Genomic DNA, 16,892 nt, shown 5'->3' on the forward strand with positions numbered 1-16,892 from the left:
CCCAACGTGATCCCGACAGGGCCGCCGCCCTGATTGGCGGCACACGATCGATGGACCAAACTCACCTTCTGTTCTCAGCTTCCTCCGTCCTAGGGCTCGTAATCGTCGGCGCTATGAGAAACGACCCTGCGTCAGCGCAAGAAATAGCGGTCGATCCCTCGCGGAATTCCACGGACGTTCGGCTCACTTGTGCTCGAAGACGGATATGCTGTGCACGTCATGAAACATGCGGCCTCTCCCTGCCGTGGTTCGCGCGGACGAACTAACGGTCTACGCGGGTTACGCGGTCCTCCCGGCCGGACCTTGGCCGAGTGGCTCCGCTGTGAAACAGGGGTGCGATTCTCAGCAGAGCCAGGTGTGGTCCTTGTCAGGAGGGGTAGACGGTTCAGACGCCGATAGGTGCGTGTGTGCCGAAGGTCCGTTGGCAGTAGGTCAGTGGTTTGTTGTCGCTGAGATCGACGTTCAGGACGGATCCGAGGACAATGACGTGGTCGCCGCCGTCGATCAAAGACTCTACTGAACACGCTACCCAGCAGGCACCAGGAAGCCGGGGCAGGCCGTTCTCAACGGTCCAGGGAATCCCGGTGAACTTGTCAGGACCTTTCCTGGCGAACGCACTGGCCCATTCGGAATGTTCATCTCCCAGGAGGTTCACTCCGTACTCGCCTGTCTCGCGGAGAATGCTCAACAAATCGGAGTTTCGATCCAGGGCGACCATGACCATAGGTGGATTCATCGATAGTGATGCGAAGGCGCTGACGGTGCTGCCGTGGGCGTTTCCGTTCTTGAGCGCGGTCACTACTGATACGGGGGTGGCAACGCTGGCCATAGCCCTTCTGAAGACCGTTTGCAGCTCTTCCAGGTCGATACCTGTGAGGTGTTGCGAACCGTGGATTTTTGTGGAGTTTGAGCTGAGCATCTTTGCTCCTTTCAGTTGCTGATGAGATTTTGCAGGGGTGGGGTGCTGGAAGCTTGCCACTGCAGGGCAGAGTTGCCATGGGTGCATTCTCCGCCGAGAAAGGTGGCGACAACCTGGGTCTGGGAGATCCGTTCCGTCGCGACTTTGGTGATGTCGTCTCCGAGCAGGACGAAGTCGGCTGCCATCCCTGTCCGGATCCTGCCCCATTCGTTCTCCTGGCCCGCTATCCATGCTGTGTCGATCGTGTATGAGCGGAGGGCGGTGTGGACGTCTACTCGTTCGGCGGGGCCGAGGCATGCGCCCGTCTCGGTGAGGCGTTCCACCATGGACTGTATTCCTGCCAATGGGGCTCCGTTGGCGACGGGCCGGTCGGAACTGCCCGGGACACGGAGTCCGGCCTTCAGAAAGCTGGCGACCCGGTACAGTGAGTTGCTGCGCTGCGGGCCGAGTGCCGCGGACATCGTGTCGCCCAGGTCGTGGATGAAATGGGCTTGTGGCACCGGTGTGATGCCCAGCTGTGCCATGCGCTCAATCTGTTCCGGAGACGTGATGGCCGCGTGCTCAAACCGATGCCGCACAGTAGGCCGCGGCCAGCGCTTCTGCGCTTCTTCGAAAACGTCAAGGGCGAAGTCGATGGTGCGGTCGCCGATCGCGTGGGCCGCTATCCTCCAGCCGGACCGGTGTGCCTGGAGTATTTGAGTTCTGAGAGCTTCCGGATCGTCGTGGAAATACCCGTGGCTATGTCTGTCACAGAACGGCTCGTAGACGTGCGCAGTCCGGCTGGCTAGACCGCCGTCGAGCCAGATCTTCATCGGTCCGATACGCAGGAGATCGTCTCCGAATCCGCTGGTGATACCTAGGTCCAAGCCGAAATCCACGTGGTCGTCCGGATGGGATAGCAAGGGGTGAAGAGCCTCAACAGTGGGCATGAGCTGGACACGAACGCGCAGTCCTCCGCGGTCCCGCACCCGTTGGTAGGCCGCGAGTTCGATGGGGGTCTTTCCGACCCAGCCCCCACCTATGCCTGCCTCGGTCACATGGGTTAGGCCCTCCGCCGCATAGCGGGCGGCAGCCCGCTCAAGGGAGTCGCTGAGGTGATCCAAGGAATACGGCGTAACCAAATCCACGACCAGCTTTTGTGCCTGTTCTTCAAGAATTCCGGTAGGAACGCCGGAGTCATCGCGCTCAACGACTCCCCCGTCCGGTACGACCGCGGTTCCATCAAAAACGCCAGCCATCTCCAAGACCGCAGTGTTGACTGCGGCCATATGTCCGGATCCGTGTTTCAGCCATACCGGCCGGCCGCCAGCCGCTCGATCCAGTTCTTCACGCCTAGGATGTCCCCCAGTTTTGGCATGGTAGTACCCGTTTCCGATGACGAATTCCCCGGGCTCCAGTTCGGCGGCCCGTGCGGCAACAAGCGAATACAGTGTGGATAGGTCGCGGACGCCGGAGAGATCGATCTCCGACAGGCCCATCCCGTACCACGCCATATGATTGTGGCTATCTCCGAGTCCCGGAATGATCGTTGTCCCTTGTGCGTCGAGGGTGCGCTTGGCACTCAGGCCAGCGGTGTCCCCAACAGCGACGATCCTGCCATGCAGTACAGCAAGGGAGGTAGCCCGTGGGCGAAACTCGTCCATGGTGATGATATCTGCGTTGTGGACTAACAGGTCAACTTCCATTCGTTGCATCTCAATTCTCATGTTGGAGCGGGACATGCGCTTCACCCCCTGGCAGGGGTGTTGCAGAGCCGTCGTATTCGTATCCGCTGGATTTGGGAGCGAAGGGTGGGACGCGCATGCTAGTGGCCGGCCAGCTTACGATGCGCGCCCTCCCGGATTCGCTTGGGGCTAGGTAAATGCCCTAAAAGAGGAAGTTCTTTCCGGCTACGCCAAGGCCTTCCCATTCGCTGTCGGGAACCGCCCGCGGGTTGTCGATCGCACGGAAGACGTACTTGCCGAACATCTCGATGCTGGGCATATTGGCGGCGTGGCCGTAGTTGTTGATCTTCAGGATCATCTCGTCGACGCCAATTTTCTCGAGACGCTGGATGCGTTTTATAACGTCATTCGGCGTTCCGACAAGAATGGTCGGGCTGGCCTCAATCAGGTAATCAATTTCGTCCTCGAATTTCTCGAGTTCGAGAATGTCGAACATTAGTTGGTAGGTGTGATCGGTATCTCAAGTCAAAGTATTGTTGAAGGCGCGATCGAGCGCTAGATGCGTTTGCCACGGGATACCGGTGCCTTTAGGCCCCTTCGTATGCAGATGCACAAAATTTGCCTCGGTGGGCACTTCCCGTTCCGCGGTAGTTTGAAACGGGCTTACCAACACCCTGTCAGTGAAATCAATCAGGGGCGGGCCCGAGAGCATGCGGCTGCTCGGCCAGTCGCCACATCCAGTCACAATGTGCCAGCGTTTGGCCGTAGCAGCGCCGGGCTGGGAACGGCCGGCGGGGTTATTGGTCATCGGCACTCCTCTGGCCCCAAACTCTGCGAACCGCCCGCCGGCGCACGCAGATTTCCGTCTTACGAGAGTTCAGTCGTTGATTGCCCCCGGCTTTGCAGCTAGGAACGCCAGCATCAGGAGCGCGGCGTCGGCCGGAACCGTAATGTCCTGCCCGGTCAGTGCCTTGAGCCGACGCAGACAGTTCAGGACCCTGTTGCGGTGACGATATATAATTGTGAGGTAGTCTTCGTTATCGACCCGGAAACGGCAAAAGTCCAGGCCACTTCAGTCAAGCGCTCTTTCTCCGCCTCCGAAGCAGTGTCGAATCCTGCCAGCACAGACGCCACAAGCTCCGGCGCGGCATCATGCAGCCTGACTGTCAGGAACGGCAGCTAGAGATCCTTGAGTTCAGCCGGGCCACGGGCTCCTAACGCACTCAGTTCAACGATCTCCATGGCTAGCCGGCATGCTCGGGCCAAGCCTGAAAACCCGTGGATCACCGGTGCCACTCCGCAGGTGGACGGGAAGAGCAGTTGCCTTAGCGGCTGGGTATCTTAACCCTTCCAGTCCGAGACGAGCAGGCTGAAGTGGCCGGTTGAGTGGATGTAAGCGGGGTGACCGGTAGCCGCCAGACGGCCCGCCGCTTTGCGCAACTCATGGTCCCCTTGCACAGTGGCGGCAACAACGACGAAGTTGCTGTCCAGATCCGCGTCGATCGCCAGGGCCAGATTATGGAGATCTTCCTCAGCAGGAGAGTCACTGTTCAAGATCGCCGTCATCAGCGGCCCGTTCGCTGAGCCGCCTATCGACCAAGCGCGACGCTTCTTCAAGGTAACCGGTCTGGACCTCGATCGAATAGCGTTCGATTGCCGCCCAGATCTTCTCCACTTCCCGCAACGAGCAGCTCGCGATCAGCGGGACTGGCGTTGGAACGGAAGGCTTCCCACAAGACCTTGAAGTCGAGGCGCCCCGCCGCTAGCAGGTTATTGAGCGGTATACCGATACGGGCCCGGTCGCTGCCGAACCGCCGCGCTGTCCAGATGACATCGGCCTTGAACTCGTCTGGTACTAAGTGAAGACAGGGAGTCCACCCGGACCCACTTCATCGGCACGATGCCGTCGCGGTACCGTCGAGTAGCCCGACATACGCAACGAATAGGTCAGCAAGTGACCCGATGTCAGCGCGAGCCTGCTCTACGAGCTCAGCCCACCTGCCTTGCAAACTGTCAGGGATACGGACGATGTTGTGCAACTGCACACTCCAAGCGCGGGCGAGAAGGTTATACCGGTGGCAAAAGCATCTAGCCGTTGGGCCAACTACTCAACAATACTTTGAACTGAGATGAACTTCACAGGTGTCCCGCCTTGGGGAAACGCTGGACCGGTCAGCTCACCAGTTCACCAACTCCCATGAAGCCCCATCGCCCAGAGAGGGAAATTTTATGAGCACTGCACAGATCGCTACCAGCGCATACGCCGTATGCAACCCGGCCACCGGTGCGGTCGAAGAGGAATTCGACCAGACCTCTGACGCGGAGATTGCGGACGCGCTTGCGCGCACCCACACCGCTTTCACCTCTTGGCGTCGAAGCAGGGTGGAGGATCGCACAACTATGCTGCGCCGTGTCGCTGACCTCTACGAGGAACGCCGGGACTCCCTTGCGGCGGTGGTTACCCGGGAAATGGGCAAGCCGATTACCCAGGCACAGATGGAGATCGACCTGGTAACCAGCATCTACCGCTTCTATGCCGAGAAAGCGCCCGAATTCCTCCAGGACGAAGAGCTCGACGTCGTTGCCGGGGGAACCGCTGTTATCCGCAAAGAGGCTGTGGGTCCGCTGCTCGGTATCATGCCGTGGAACTTCCCCTACTACCAAGTCGCCCGCTTCGCGGCCCCGAACCTTGTGTTGGGCAACACCGTTCTGCTCAAGCCTGCCCCGCAGTGCCCTGAATCGGCCCTGGCTATGGAACAGATCTTTGCGGATGCTGGTCTTCCTGCCGGTGCCTACATCAACATTTTCGCTTCCAATGACCAAGTGGCCGACATCATTGCCGATCCACGGATACAGGGTGTATCCCTGACCGGGTCCGAACGTGCCGGTGCTGCCGTAGCCGAGATCGCCGGGCGCAACCTCAAAAAGGTGGTTCTCGAACTGGGAGGCTCCGACCCGTTTCTCGTGCTCGGGCCCGTAGACCTTGAACGGGCCGCGAAGGATGCAGCCGCCGGTCGTTTCTTCAACGCAGGACAGGCCTGCAACGCAGCCAAGCGGATCATCGTGACTGAAGAGCATTACGATGCTTTCGTTGAGAAATTCACCGCGCAGGTCAGGGCGATCGAACCTGGTGATCCTGCCGACCCCCAAACAGTCATGGGGCCTCTCTCATCACCGCAGGCAGTAGAAAACCTCGCCGCGCAGGTCGAGGACGCCGTCGCGCAAGGTGCCACGATCCTGGCCGGCGGCAAACGGATCGAGCGCGACGGCGCTTGGTACACTCCGACCGTCCTCACGGGGGTCACCGAGGGTATGCGGGCATATTCTGAAGAACTCTTCGGCCCAGCTGCAGTGATTTATATGGTGGCCGACGAGGATGCTGCCATTGCGCTGGCCAACGACACCGACTACGGGTTAAGTGCTGTCGTGGAGTGTGACGACGAGGAGCGCGCGCAACGGATCGCCGATCGGCTCGACACCGGAATGGTTTACATCAACGAACCTTCCGGGACAGCCGCCGAGCTGCCATTCGGGGGTGTTAAGCGATCCGGGTTCGGACGCGAACTGGGCAAGTACGGAATGGACGAGTTCGTCAACAAAAAGCTCGTCCGTGTCAAGCGCTGAACCTTTTAACCCGGAGAGGATGAGGAATGGGAATACAACCATTGTTCAGGGTCCCCGCCGCGAAGTTCCTGGCTGTCAGGACCTTTGAGGCAACAGGGACGCTCGTGGAAGGAACCGTAGAACCTGGTGATGCGAGGGGAAGGCTGCTGGGGTTCCCCACCGCTAACCTCACGCTGCACGACGAACAGATTCCGGACGGAGTGTGGACGGCGGTTGTTGAAGTCTCTTCCCGTGGATCTGTCATCGCGGCAGTGTCAATCGGCCGACGCAGAACCTTCTACACGGAAGGAGAGCGGTTACTCGAAGCGCACCTCCTGGACTTCGACCAAGACATCTACGGCGAGCAGCTACGGGTCAGGCTATACCAGAAACTGCGGACCCAGCGCAGCTTCGCCTCGATCGACGACCTGACGGAGCAGCTTCGAAGTGACGTCGAAGCCACCCGCACCTGGGCGGCCAAGCACTATTCGGCGTTCCCAGCGGCAAACATGCCGAGCCGGAACGAAAGACTTCACTCATGAGGGGGCAACCGGGTCCCCGGCTGGGCCTTACAACGGGTCATTCCGTGATCGAATCCGAGCGCCGGGCCGGAACCTCGGCCACAAATCTGGCCTCTCTGGTCCGTCTCACCGGACTGAACAAGAACCTTGTCCGTCGTTGCCTGGCCGCACACAGTTCGCATGGCTAGCCCCGTCCGAACGGTGGAACATAGCACCGGCTGCCAGGAAAGCAAACGTGCAGGCGTCTACCGTTCCTAGCGAAAGATGACATGAACATATTGGTAATCAAGAAGTGCGCAGAGCACTTAAGCGAGGCAGGAAGTCTGAGATGAGCTCCTTGAAATTTCTCAATCCAGAGGGCAGTCCGCCTCCGGTAGGACAATATTCGACGGTCGCTGTGGCGGCACCAGGATCCACAACAGTCTATGTAGCGGGGCACCTTCCACTTAACGAAACCGCAACTCCGGTCAGTGATGACTTCCGGGAACAAGCAGATTTCGTGCTTTCGGCGCTCAAGCGCACTCTCGAGGGCGTCGGCTCCGACTTTGCGCATATCTGTATTCTGCGGGCCTTCATCGTGGGCAGAGATAATCTTGCCCAGTATCGCGACGCACGAATAGCAGCCTATTCCCATGAGGGGGTTTCGGACTGCCCACCGCCGGCCACGACTGTCCTGGTGGATGGCCTCATCGGGGGCAGTCTGATCGAGCTTGAGGCTATTGCCGTTGTTAATGGCTGATGAAGCGACGCAGCGAGTGGTCAGGACCTTCAGCTTTATGAGTGACCTCAGAAGCCGGGGACTGCTGAAGGTTGGCTGAATCCTGACCTGTGAGGATGAGTCTCGAACTTACACAATCAACTTGACAGGCCCGTTCGCCCGGCACCCCCGGAGGCGGGCGGTTGGGCAGCTCGACCCAGTCCCACAGGGTCTCCTCCCTAGGCGGGTGCTCGATCACCGCCACGGCCCGCCCGGCGGTGGGGTGGCAGTGCTGGTACATCGGGCGCAGCTGCAGCAGTTGTCCCGTGAAGGTCTGGTAGGCCCCGAGGTCGGTGACCCATAGGTGCGGGTCCTCGGCCAGGCGGGCCCGACAGTAGCCGGCGGGAGCCCATGCAAATCAAGAAATCGGATTACCGAGAATGTCGCCGCGATCTATCCAATATCAATACTCGGATTGAGTCTCGTCGGCGCTAAATCACATATAAGGAGAAAACCGAAATGAAGTTCGGAGCTATTAACGAGGGCCAGGTTACGAAAGGCACAACGCACGCGGTGCGCATCCAAGAGGTTATCGATGAGGCGGTGCACGCCGATAAGCTCGGCTTCGATTACTGGGGTTGCTCTGAACAGCACTTGGTGGAGAGTTCGTGGACTATTTCGTCCCCGCAGGCGATCTATGGCGCGGTTGCGGCGCTGACGAAGCGAATCAAGCTCCGTACAATGTCGGTGATCACGCTTAAGGAGCTGGGTCACCCCATTCTCGTTGCGGAGCGGCTCGCGACCTTGGATGCCATTTCCCAAGGCAGGGTCGAGTTCGGCACCGCCCGCTCCAATAACGCTGCCTACCAAGACGCTTTCGGCATTGACCCCACGACGACTCGGGAGCAATGGCGCGAGACGGTCGAAGCCACGCTGCGCGCGATGCAGGAGGACCCTTTTAGCTTCAAGGGCGAGATCTACAACATTGATGGACCGTTCCACGTGTCGCCGCGCCCGTACTCCATGGTGCCGCCGCCGGTTTGGACCGCGGCTTCTAGTGTCGAGTCCCACAGGCTGATGGGTGAGCTCGGTATCGGAGTGCTGTCGCTCGAAAGCTTCTTGGGCTGGGACTACGCCAAAGATATAGCTGCGGCTCACATTGAAGGCTTCAAGAGCGCCGCTCCCATTGGTGGTTTGTACGCGCCGAATCCGGGGCGGGCATTCTTTACGTTCCCGTGCCATGTCGCGGAAACTCATGACAAAGCGATCGACCAGGCGCGGGAATCGACGCTGGGCTTGGTTGCCCATCTCGCTGACCTGTACCAGACTGTGGCGGAGAACGAGAAGGAACAGGGCGGGAAATCGTACGGATACCTGCTGGATCTGGCGGAGAAAATTTTGCCTTTCACGAAGGACATCGAGGCTCTGATTGAGCACTCGCCAACTGCCATGGTCGGCACCCCAGACGAGCTGATCGAGCGTATCCAGCGACTCGAGAAGATGGGCTACAACGAGATCATTTGCAAGTTCGACAACCACGGCCATCGGAACAACCTCCGCGCCATGGAAATGTTTGCGAAGTACGTGATTCCGGCTGTGAAGCACCCCTCGTTCATCCCGAATAATGATTTTGAGCAGCGGGGAGTGGCGGCGAAGTCGTTCCTCATCTGAGCCTCTCGATAGCTTCCTTCTGCAACTAATTCATCAAGCCCTGCTCGGGCCGCCCTACATAGCGGGCGGCCCGAGCAGGGCGCATCGCCGGTGTAACTGGAGCCTGTCACGAACCTGGCCTTGTCGGACGAGAAGATAAGTACGACCTGGGTCACTAACAAGACCGATCCTGCCCGGGTTTGGTATTCGCTCCTTTATGCACAGAATGGCCCACTTATCGTCCAAGTCTGCACAAAATGGACGTCTTCGCCGCCTTTCACCCAACACGGCCAGCCGCAGGATTTCCTACGAAGCTGATTCTCAGAGCCTCAGAGAGACAGAAACGTGTGGCCCGGTTCATGTGGGGTCCGGCCTGGTGAGTGTTCTGAATTCACGCCCGACCTATAACAACTGCTGGTTCTTATCGGCCCCTTTCGGGCAGCACGGTTCCGGTTGCGGGGAGCCGGAGAAGGCCACGCAGAGTTGTTGGAACCTCACTTCGGCGTCCTGATCCAGCTGAGAGAGCGGTATGTCCAGGATCCCAAGGCCCACAGAGAGAAGGAACTGCACAGTGATTACGACTATCGAGACCGGGCGTGTTTATCGCGTCACGGGAGACACGCCGCGTACGGTCAGGGAGGACCTGAACACGGCGGTCGAATTAGCCCAACAACACGCCATGGGAGAGGGCAAGCACGGTGTCCTCGTCACGCGGCATGGGCCAGCGTCCTTTACCGTGGCTGCGAGCGGCGATGTCCCCTACGGAGTCACCCAGGAATGCGAGCACTACTGACACATCTCTCGACAGCAATGCCCATCGATCGCGGAGGATAACGATGGTGCAGAAAGCTGACGAGATCCGATTGCCCCGTCCGGATCCGGATACCCCCTCTGTGACTGACGCAGCCCGGTCGTGGGCGTGTGTCGCAAGGAAGTCGAGACTGTGAACCCATGATTGCTGAATCTGAACCCATCCCGGAGGGAAGCCGCGTTCGCCTGCTCAGTGATGGCCGACATTTGGGGAGCGGTGTTATTGACGTGTGCATGTCCGATGGTTCAGCCTGCTGGATCTGGCTGGACAATGGGGCCGGCAGGCGCCTGGTGCACGAAAGTGATCCCGTGCAGATCGTCGTCTCCCCGGATCCGTGAAGGTTGCCTCGTCGACCGTGGTCGGTGGGTCATGGTCGGAAACCTTCGAACTCCGGGACCGCCCGTTAGCCCGGTAGCCGCCCGGACGGCGCATTGATGCGGCAGATAAACGGCTCAGGGAATGTCCTGCCAGCCGGCGCCCGAAGCGGGTATCCCGGGCTTCAAAGGGTGCCGCCAAACTCGGTCTGTTGTCTCCGGCTGGTTGCTGGCTGCTCGTTGTCGTGTGCGTCGACACGGTGTTCGCGCTGTCCCTTCGGCTGACGATGGCTTTCGGCTACGAACCCCGGGACAGCTTCGACGGCCCCGCCATCGTCCCGGCGCTTGTGGCAGTGCTGCTGTTTTTCGTGGTCCTGCATGTTGCTTGGCGTCTACTGCGGCAACAACATAATGAACTGGCCCAGGCGTCCAATACCGCGCGGCTCATGGATACGGTCCTCAGCGTAACCCGTGGATGCTTGTGGGCCGTAGGAGCAACGGCCGCTTCACGTTTTCCAGCCCGGCGAGCCGCGACCTGCTCGGCTACGAACCGTCCTAGCTGCTTGGCCGTCCCTGCAGCCTGGTGGTCGCCCTGAATGACCTGAGAACTGCACGGAAGACCGGCCCGGAGGCGGTGCGGGCAGGGCTCGTGATCCCCGCCCGTCACCGGGACGGCAGCGAGGTCGCCGTCGAAGTCTCCGGCAGGCCCCGACCAGAGGAAACCGGAGAAGATTCGGGCTTCGAGGGAATAGGCCGCCCTGTGGACCGCAGCGCAGCAGGGAGCCTTGCGGCTGAAGAAGTCAGGGCCTGTGAAGTCAGGGCCCGCGCCGAAGGGGTACTCACCGACGGACCTTGGTGACAGCGTCCCAGCCCATCCTGCCTTGACACAGGCGCGGTGATCGGCGCCGAGGCGCTCACGCGCTTCATCACTTCACCGGTCAGGTCCCCGGAGACGGGCCGAAGTGCTGGTCGATGGCGGCGAGCTTTCCCGGAACGCACCCATAATTGGACCAGGTCGGGTGGAGCACTGGTGCACGTCCCAGCCCTCGTCGACCATCTCCAGGATGGACTCGACGGCAAACGGAACGGGCTCCAGATTGATGTAGCCGTTCCGCTTGTCATTGTCGACGACGGGGTGGGAGGGGTCCAAGCCCAGCAAGATTTCGTTAAGGCGGGTACCCCATTGAAGCCAGGTTTCGTCCATGTCCACGAGGGAGACGGGCTCGTCAGGTGTTTCTCTCATGAGTCTCATCATTGTGGGGACATGCGTAGACGGCTCCCCGCAGCGGGCAGTGCCGTCGAAGCCCGTAACACGCCCGGGCTCGCGCCGGCGGCGGCAGCGACGTACTGCGTGAGTTCTTCAATTGAAATCAGCAGACATCCGTGCTCGTCAGCGAAGTTGCGCAGAGCGCCCAGCCGCATCATTGCCCCGTCGTCGTGTATGACTTCAGCGATTACCCCAACTGGCTCACAACGGGCCAGGCGGCACAGCTCCACGGCGGCCTCCGTGTGGCCTGGGCGCTGTCTGACGCCCCCGTCCACGGCGCGGAGCGGAAAGATGTGCCCGGGGCGGGTCAGATCTGACGGCCTGCTTCCGGCTGCGGCAAGGACGGCTGCGGTACGGGCGCGGTCGCTGGCACTGATACCCGTACTTACGCCGGTAGCGGCATCACAAGAGACCGTGTAGGCGGTGCCCTTGGCGTCCTGATTGAGCTCGACCATGGGCAGCAGAGCTAGCGCGTCCGCGCGCGCCGCTCATCGGGACGCACACTACTCCAGAGCTGTAACGGATGGTCCAGCCCATTAGGGCAGGCGTGGCGAACTGCGCTGCGAAGATGATATCGCCTTCATTTTCGCGGTTTTCATTGTCAACCACCAGCACCGGCCTACCGGCTGCGATGGCGGCGACAGCGTCGCCACCAGGTCCAGGGACGTCACCGCGCCACCGTCTTGTCAGTTGCTCGTTCCATAGCCTGCCCGTCCTCTGTCCTGGTCAGCCGATGGGTATCGGCCAACGAAACTCGTATGTCCAAGAAAAGCGTGTCGCCAGATGATGGCATCCACTCCTGGCGGGGAACGCTTAATCTGTGCGGATCAGACGAGACCGGCCGGGCGCGCCTCTCCAAGATTTCGCGATCTGCCTTGGTGATTATTCGCCGTACATGAGGCTCATCAGGAAGCGCCCCAGTGCGCCATCAAGAGTCCCGTTCTCGTCGCATCTCGCTTCTATGGGCGGATCGGCCTCCCAGCAGAGGCCCTCCCAAGGCGAGGATGTAAACCGTCCGGATGTGCCGTCCCAGGAGCTGGCGGTCGATTCCGCCGGGGCCACAACTGATCGGTAAACGGTTGTTCTTGGCGCCGGACAGTTCAGAATCGTCGGCACTGGATGGTCGAGAATCGTCATGATTGTCTTCCTCTCTGGAAAATTTCTCTTGCCGTGACATTGCACCCGGTAGTCAGCTCTACGGTTCGTCTAAAAATCACTATCGACGTGCTTGTGGGCTTGGCGTGATCAGGCGAAGGGGAACTTATTGAGTCGAAGGGAAAGGCCAGGGGCGTTTCCTTTACGCAATAACCCACAGCGCCAAGGGCCGGCGATTGCGGCGGTTAGACGTGCCGTGGCTTCGGACTGTCACACCCTTTGTCAGCTCCGCGGGCCCGGCCACAGTTTCAGGTCATGGTTGCGGGGCACGACCCGTCCCGGACCCCCGGCTTCAACCAATTGCTGCGGACTACCAGCCATTTCGCCTGCCAGCATCGGGAGTCTGACAGGGTTTTCGGGAGGATCGTAGCGTCACCCGCCGTCACGATTCACTAACCGGTACATGTGTGCCGAAGGTCCGCCGCCAGTACGTTAGGGGTTTGCCTCCGCTGGTGTCGACATTGCGTACCGTGCCCAGGGCGGTGACATAATCGCCTCCGTCAACCAGTTAATCCAGCGAAAATGGGATCCAAGAGGCCAACCGCCAGGGCGAGGGGTCGCGTTCTCCACGGTCCATGGAATTCCGCTGAATTGTCGGGACCGCCTCAGACTGAACTGATCTGGGCTTATTCGAAGAGATCAGATAAATCGACGTGGCGTGATTCATGCACCTTAATCAGTTTCCAGTAATCGTCTGTCTTGTGCGCCCCAAGTGTCACCCGCAGCTGCCCGATAAGGGGCTGTTTCGCACCGATAAGTTCAATATGCGTCTGCAGTTTCAGGTAAACCAGTGCCGAATCGCCGTCCACGCTTACCCGGCTCGTCAGCTCACGCCACTCGGGTATCGATTCCACAACAAGTGGGATGGCATCCCAGTATTTGTCGATCTCATCCCAGGTGAACATGGGATCCGGCGCTTCTTCCGGCTGGTAGATTAATCCATCGAAAGACTGGTCAAAAAGGCTCTTCATTCGCGGCGCATCCAACGTCTGGAAAGCGCTGCACCAGCTCTGGTAAAGAGCTGTGACGTCCTTGTCGCTCATTAACGGGACCCCTCTCCTAATCATTTTCATAAGTACTGGCGAAGCCGAGAAGTCGTTTCACAACGCAACGACAAGCAATTTACCTCTGGAGGTACTTGTGACCGGCATCTCTTCCACAAAGTATTGTTGATCCGGCGGTCTACTGCTAGGTGGTTTTGCCACTGCATTTTGCCCGAATCGGGAATTGGAGTATGCAGATGCACAACGTTGTTCATATCCCGGATCATTTGGAAGACAGGTGGGCCGAACTTGTCGGCCAGGCCCGGGCAGATGTCGGCACCCTCGTGGAGCAGTTCGCCGAACGTGTCGGTCAAATGGAGGTGTACCGGGCCGGGGTCGTGTCGATGGAGCAGGTCAAGGTGGACGCATTCTCGGCGTTCGGATATTCCTGGGCCAGATAAGGGGGAACGACGAGCGAATTTGCGCTGGGGCTCCAACGGCCACGGCCTTGGTCCCATCAGCGGCGCATTCCTAACCGCATATGTTGACGGGTTTGCTGCGTGGCTGCTCCGCATTCCAGCGCCGCCGGCGGTTCAGGTTCGTCCCAGTCGAGTGGAGTTGCGAGACGACATTTTCGGGGCCAAAGGAAGCGCGCCTACAGACGATCCTCGATTGCCGCTTCGAAGCACAGAACGAATTATTGCCGGGCGGAGAGTGCGGGGTTCAACTGGCAGTTTCGGCCTGTGCGGCCGTGATGGCGAGCAAGAGGAGAGCGGCGTCGGCGGGCACGGCCATATCGTAGCCAGTGATTTCTTCGAGTTTTCTAAGTCTATTCAGCACCGTGTTTCGATGGCAGTACATCTGCAACCCGGCTTTGGTCATAGAGCCAGAATGCGCGAAAGCCAATGCTACTTCGGTCAATCGTTGTTGTTCCGCCTCCGAGGTCCCTTTAAACCCCGCCAGAACGGAGGCCACTAGCTCGGGGGCGGCGTCACGCAGTCGGGCCGCAAGGAATGGCAACCAGAGATCCTTGAGTTCAGTCGGGCCGCGAACTTCCGATACGTTCAATTCCACGATCTCCACGGCAAGCCGGCAGGCTCGGGCTAGGCCGGAGAGTCCGTGAATCACCGGGGCCACCCCACAGATCGATGCAGAGAGTAGCCTCCTCAAGGGCTGTAGATCCTCGCCTTTCCAGTTTGAGATGAGCAGGCTGTGGTCTCCGGTGGAGTGAATGTGGACCGTGTGGCTGGACGCTCTCAGGTGACCCGCGACTTTGTTTAGCTCATTGTCGTGTTGCACACGGGTGGCAACCACGACGAAGTAGCTCTCGACGTCCACCCCGAGCGCCCGGCCGAGGTTGTGGAGCTCTTCCGTGTCGGGAACTTCACTGTTCAAGATGGCCGTCATCAGCCGGGCACGTTCGCTATGCCGTTTGTCGGCCATTTTGGATGCCTCTTCGAGATATCCGCTTTGGACCTCGTTTGAATAACTTTCGACAGCCGCCCAGATCTTTTCCACTCCGGCCACGAGGAGTTCCCGGTCTTCGGGGCCAGCGTAGAAACGGAAAGCTGCCCATAGAACCTGGAAATTGAGCCGGACCGCGGTGAGCAGGTCGTTTAGCGGTATGCCAATTCGCGCGCGGGCGCGACCAAACCGTCGTGCCGTCCAGATGACCTCCGCCTTGAAGTCACCGTTCCCCCTTATCTGGCCCAAGAGGTATCCGAACGCCCCGAATGCATCCACCTTGACCTGCTCCATCGACACGACCCCGGCCCGGTACACCTCCATTTGACCGACACGTTCGGCGAACTGCTCCACGAGGGTGCCGACATCTGCCCGGGCCTGGCCGACAAGTTCGGCCCACCTGTCTTCCAAATGATCCGGGATATGAACAACGTTGTGCATCTGCATACTCCAATTCCCGATTCGGGCGAAATCCAGTGGCAAATCCACCTACCAGCAGGGCTAAGCAATCAACAATACTTTAGACAAGAGATGCCGCTCACAAGCGCCACCCGCCCAGGCTTGCTCTCTCGGACCGTAACTACGGCAGGCAGCTGGACATGGCCCGGACCTGGACATGGCTGCAAGCCACGAGCGTGATCAGGAACGACTGGGCAGCCGCCGCCAGTTCTTGCACGCGCTTGCCGAACCGGGCCTGCCCGCCATCATCATCGCTGGCAAGCCCACAGCCCTAAACCCCACCCCCGAAAGATGAAGGACCCCCTTGACTACGGCACAGACCAGCACCGGTGCATACGCCATTTTCAACTCGGCCACCGGGAAGGTAGAGAAGGACTTCAAGCAGGCCACCGACGCGGAGACCGCCGAGGCCTTGAGCCGCTCCGCGTGCTCCCATATACGGTGCAAAGAAATGAACACGGGGGTCCTGACATGAGTGGGCAAAGTGTCCCTGTATGGGCACTGCAGCGAGTAACAACTGTGCTTGAGTCCGATCGCCAAGCCGGAAGACGCGCAACAGATCCCGCTGCTGTGGCACGACGCACCGGGCTGAGTAAGAGTCTGGTCCGTCGTTGTCTTGCTCTGAGCAGACGCAGAGCGTTGGTAACCGACTGGCTTGACCGCTCGAAGCCGGGGGAGCCCGAGTTAACCCCACGCGACAGCAGCTTTGGCGGTCCGGAACGACAAGATCCAATCTAGATGCTTCTCCGCTCCGGGGCCGCCGCGACCCGCACCCCCTGCGGCCTCTAGCCCGTGCACTCGCACGAGCGCAGTCCATCTACCAGCTATATACGATTAGTCGCTTTTGTGCATCTGCATAATGGTCGCCGGTAGAACGGCAGATGTCTGCGGCAAAAACACCTATCGGAAGCATTAAATGATCAAGAATACTCTAGAGATGAGACGTCGGGCAGAGATGCACCGCGTAATGAGTGGTGTACGAGTAAAGGTGAGGTGCTTGGAGCGGAGTTGGGATGTCTAGCAGGATTGGCAATGTTCACTACCCGGTTGGGGATATAGAAAGAGCCCTATCTTTTTACTATTCGGCATTTGGTCTAGAGGCGAAATTCGTTGATGGAAACCGTTACACGGCGTTGGACGCCGGCGGCACTACCTTGGCCCTGGCCGGGGCAGAGGAAGACATCACCGATGGCAGAGTTGCCGCGTCGTTCAAGGTGGACGACGTACAGGGGGCTCTCCAAACGATTGTAGCAGCGGGAGGGTCCGTGGTTCGAGGCGCCGAAGCCGGACCCCATGAACTCCGCGCTGTAGCCACAGATCCATGGGGAAACTCATTGATCGTTTACGGACCGAAATGAGCGGCCCAAAACAGTTTTCTCCGCGGT

18 protein-coding genes and 1 pseudogene are annotated in these 16,892 nt (G+C 59.8%); 9 read left to right on the forward strand and 10 right to left on the reverse strand.

The window, feature by feature from the left end:
- Nucleotides 1-385: 385 nt before the first annotated feature.
- From GUV69_RS22290 to GUV69_RS23720, 6 genes are all read right to left on the reverse strand, one after another.
- Nucleotides 386-919, reverse strand: coding sequence for a flavin reductase family protein (locus tag GUV69_RS22290; RefSeq protein ID WP_164207067.1), 534 nt, complete (start codon nucleotides 917-919; stop codon nucleotides 386-388).
- Between the two features lie 11 nt (nucleotides 920-930).
- The gene (locus GUV69_RS22295) at nucleotides 931-2,640 is read right to left on the reverse strand and encodes an amidohydrolase (protein WP_244292967.1); all 1,710 of its coding nucleotides are present in this window, start codon (nucleotides 2,638-2,640) and stop codon (nucleotides 931-933) included.
- Between the two features lie 145 nt (nucleotides 2,641-2,785).
- On the reverse strand, nucleotides 2,786-3,079 hold the full coding sequence (locus GUV69_RS22300; RefSeq protein ID WP_164207068.1) for a hypothetical protein: 294 nt from the start codon (nucleotides 3,077-3,079) through the stop codon (nucleotides 2,786-2,788).
- A gap of 24 nt (nucleotides 3,080-3,103) precedes the next feature.
- Nucleotides 3,104-3,391, reverse strand: coding sequence for a hypothetical protein (locus GUV69_RS22305; protein ID WP_164207069.1), 288 nt, complete (start codon nucleotides 3,389-3,391; stop codon nucleotides 3,104-3,106).
- Nucleotides 3,392-3,924: 533 nt separating this feature from the next.
- Nucleotides 3,925-4,149: a hypothetical protein gene (locus tag GUV69_RS22310; RefSeq protein ID WP_164207070.1), complete on the reverse strand. Its 225-nt coding sequence runs from the start codon at nucleotides 4,147-4,149 to the stop codon at nucleotides 3,925-3,927.
- Nucleotides 4,150-4,196: 47 nt separating this feature from the next.
- On the reverse strand, nucleotides 4,197-4,412 hold the full coding sequence (locus tag GUV69_RS23720; protein ID WP_488759658.1) for an RsbRD N-terminal domain-containing protein: 216 nt from the start codon (nucleotides 4,410-4,412) through the stop codon (nucleotides 4,197-4,199).
- A 400-nt stretch (nucleotides 4,413-4,812) separates the two neighbouring features.
- Between GUV69_RS23720 and GUV69_RS22315 the strand changes: the two genes are divergently transcribed.
- The 6 genes from GUV69_RS22315 (at nucleotide 4,813) to GUV69_RS22340 (ending at nucleotide 11,038) form a co-directional block, all read left to right on the forward strand.
- The gene (locus tag GUV69_RS22315) at nucleotides 4,813-6,207 is read left to right on the forward strand and encodes an NAD-dependent succinate-semialdehyde dehydrogenase (protein WP_164207071.1); all 1,395 of its coding nucleotides are present in this window, start codon (nucleotides 4,813-4,815) and stop codon (nucleotides 6,205-6,207) included.
- A gap of 26 nt (nucleotides 6,208-6,233) precedes the next feature.
- The gene (locus GUV69_RS22320) at nucleotides 6,234-6,728 is read left to right on the forward strand and encodes a riboflavin kinase (protein WP_164207073.1); all 495 of its coding nucleotides are present in this window, start codon (nucleotides 6,234-6,236) and stop codon (nucleotides 6,726-6,728) included.
- A gap of 307 nt (nucleotides 6,729-7,035) precedes the next feature.
- A complete protein-coding gene (locus tag GUV69_RS22325; RefSeq protein WP_164207075.1) occupies nucleotides 7,036-7,446 on the forward strand; it encodes a RidA family protein in 411 nt (136 codons plus the stop codon).
- 477 nt (nucleotides 7,447-7,923) lie between these two features.
- Complete coding sequence (locus tag GUV69_RS22330) at nucleotides 7,924-9,075, forward strand: LLM class flavin-dependent oxidoreductase (RefSeq protein ID WP_164207066.1); 1,152 nt, start codon at nucleotides 7,924-7,926, stop codon at nucleotides 9,073-9,075.
- 550 nt (nucleotides 9,076-9,625) lie between these two features.
- Nucleotides 9,626-9,847, forward strand: coding sequence for a hypothetical protein (locus GUV69_RS22335; RefSeq protein ID WP_164207077.1), 222 nt, complete (start codon nucleotides 9,626-9,628; stop codon nucleotides 9,845-9,847).
- Between the two features lie 915 nt (nucleotides 9,848-10,762).
- On the forward strand, nucleotides 10,763-11,038 hold the full coding sequence (locus GUV69_RS22340) for a hypothetical protein (protein WP_164207079.1): 276 nt from the start codon (nucleotides 10,763-10,765) through the stop codon (nucleotides 11,036-11,038).
- Nucleotides 11,039-11,110: 72 nt separating this feature from the next.
- Here the strand turns inward: GUV69_RS22340 and GUV69_RS22345 are convergent, their stop codons facing one another.
- From GUV69_RS22345 to GUV69_RS22355, 3 genes and pseudogenes are all read right to left on the reverse strand, one after another.
- A complete protein-coding gene (locus tag GUV69_RS22345; RefSeq protein ID WP_164207081.1) occupies nucleotides 11,111-11,422 on the reverse strand; it encodes an HAD family hydrolase in 312 nt (103 codons plus the stop codon).
- Nucleotides 11,423-11,430: 8 nt separating this feature from the next.
- Nucleotides 11,431-12,136 (reverse strand): annotated as a pseudogene (ribB, locus tag GUV69_RS22350) (3,4-dihydroxy-2-butanone-4-phosphate synthase).
- 1,091 nt (nucleotides 12,137-13,227) lie between these two features.
- On the reverse strand, nucleotides 13,228-13,644 hold the full coding sequence (locus tag GUV69_RS22355; RefSeq protein ID WP_164207084.1) for a nuclear transport factor 2 family protein: 417 nt from the start codon (nucleotides 13,642-13,644) through the stop codon (nucleotides 13,228-13,230).
- A 191-nt stretch (nucleotides 13,645-13,835) separates the two neighbouring features.
- On the opposite strand from GUV69_RS22355, the gene GUV69_RS22360 reads away from it, so the two are divergent.
- Nucleotides 13,836-14,045: a hypothetical protein gene (locus tag GUV69_RS22360; RefSeq protein ID WP_164207086.1), complete on the forward strand. Its 210-nt coding sequence runs from the start codon at nucleotides 13,836-13,838 to the stop codon at nucleotides 14,043-14,045.
- A gap of 262 nt (nucleotides 14,046-14,307) precedes the next feature.
- Here the strand turns inward: GUV69_RS22360 and GUV69_RS22365 are convergent, their stop codons facing one another.
- The gene (locus GUV69_RS22365) at nucleotides 14,308-15,495 is read right to left on the reverse strand and encodes a PucR family transcriptional regulator (RefSeq protein WP_164207088.1); all 1,188 of its coding nucleotides are present in this window, start codon (nucleotides 15,493-15,495) and stop codon (nucleotides 14,308-14,310) included.
- A gap of 316 nt (nucleotides 15,496-15,811) precedes the next feature.
- Between GUV69_RS22365 and GUV69_RS22370 the strand changes: the two genes are divergently transcribed.
- Nucleotides 15,812-15,982, forward strand: a complete 171-nt coding sequence (locus GUV69_RS22370; RefSeq protein WP_164207090.1) for a hypothetical protein — start codon at nucleotides 15,812-15,814, stop codon at nucleotides 15,980-15,982.
- Between the two features lie 538 nt (nucleotides 15,983-16,520).
- Entirely contained in the window at nucleotides 16,521-16,865 is a 345-nt protein-coding gene (locus GUV69_RS23675) for a VOC family protein (RefSeq protein WP_164207093.1), read from the forward strand.
- Nucleotides 16,866-16,892: the final 27 nt, after the last annotated feature.

It is taken from the genome of [Micrococcus luteus] ATCC 49442, from assembly GCF_010367585.1.
Taxonomy (GTDB): Bacteria; Actinomycetota; Actinomycetes; order Actinomycetales; family Micrococcaceae; genus Arthrobacter; species Arthrobacter luteus_A.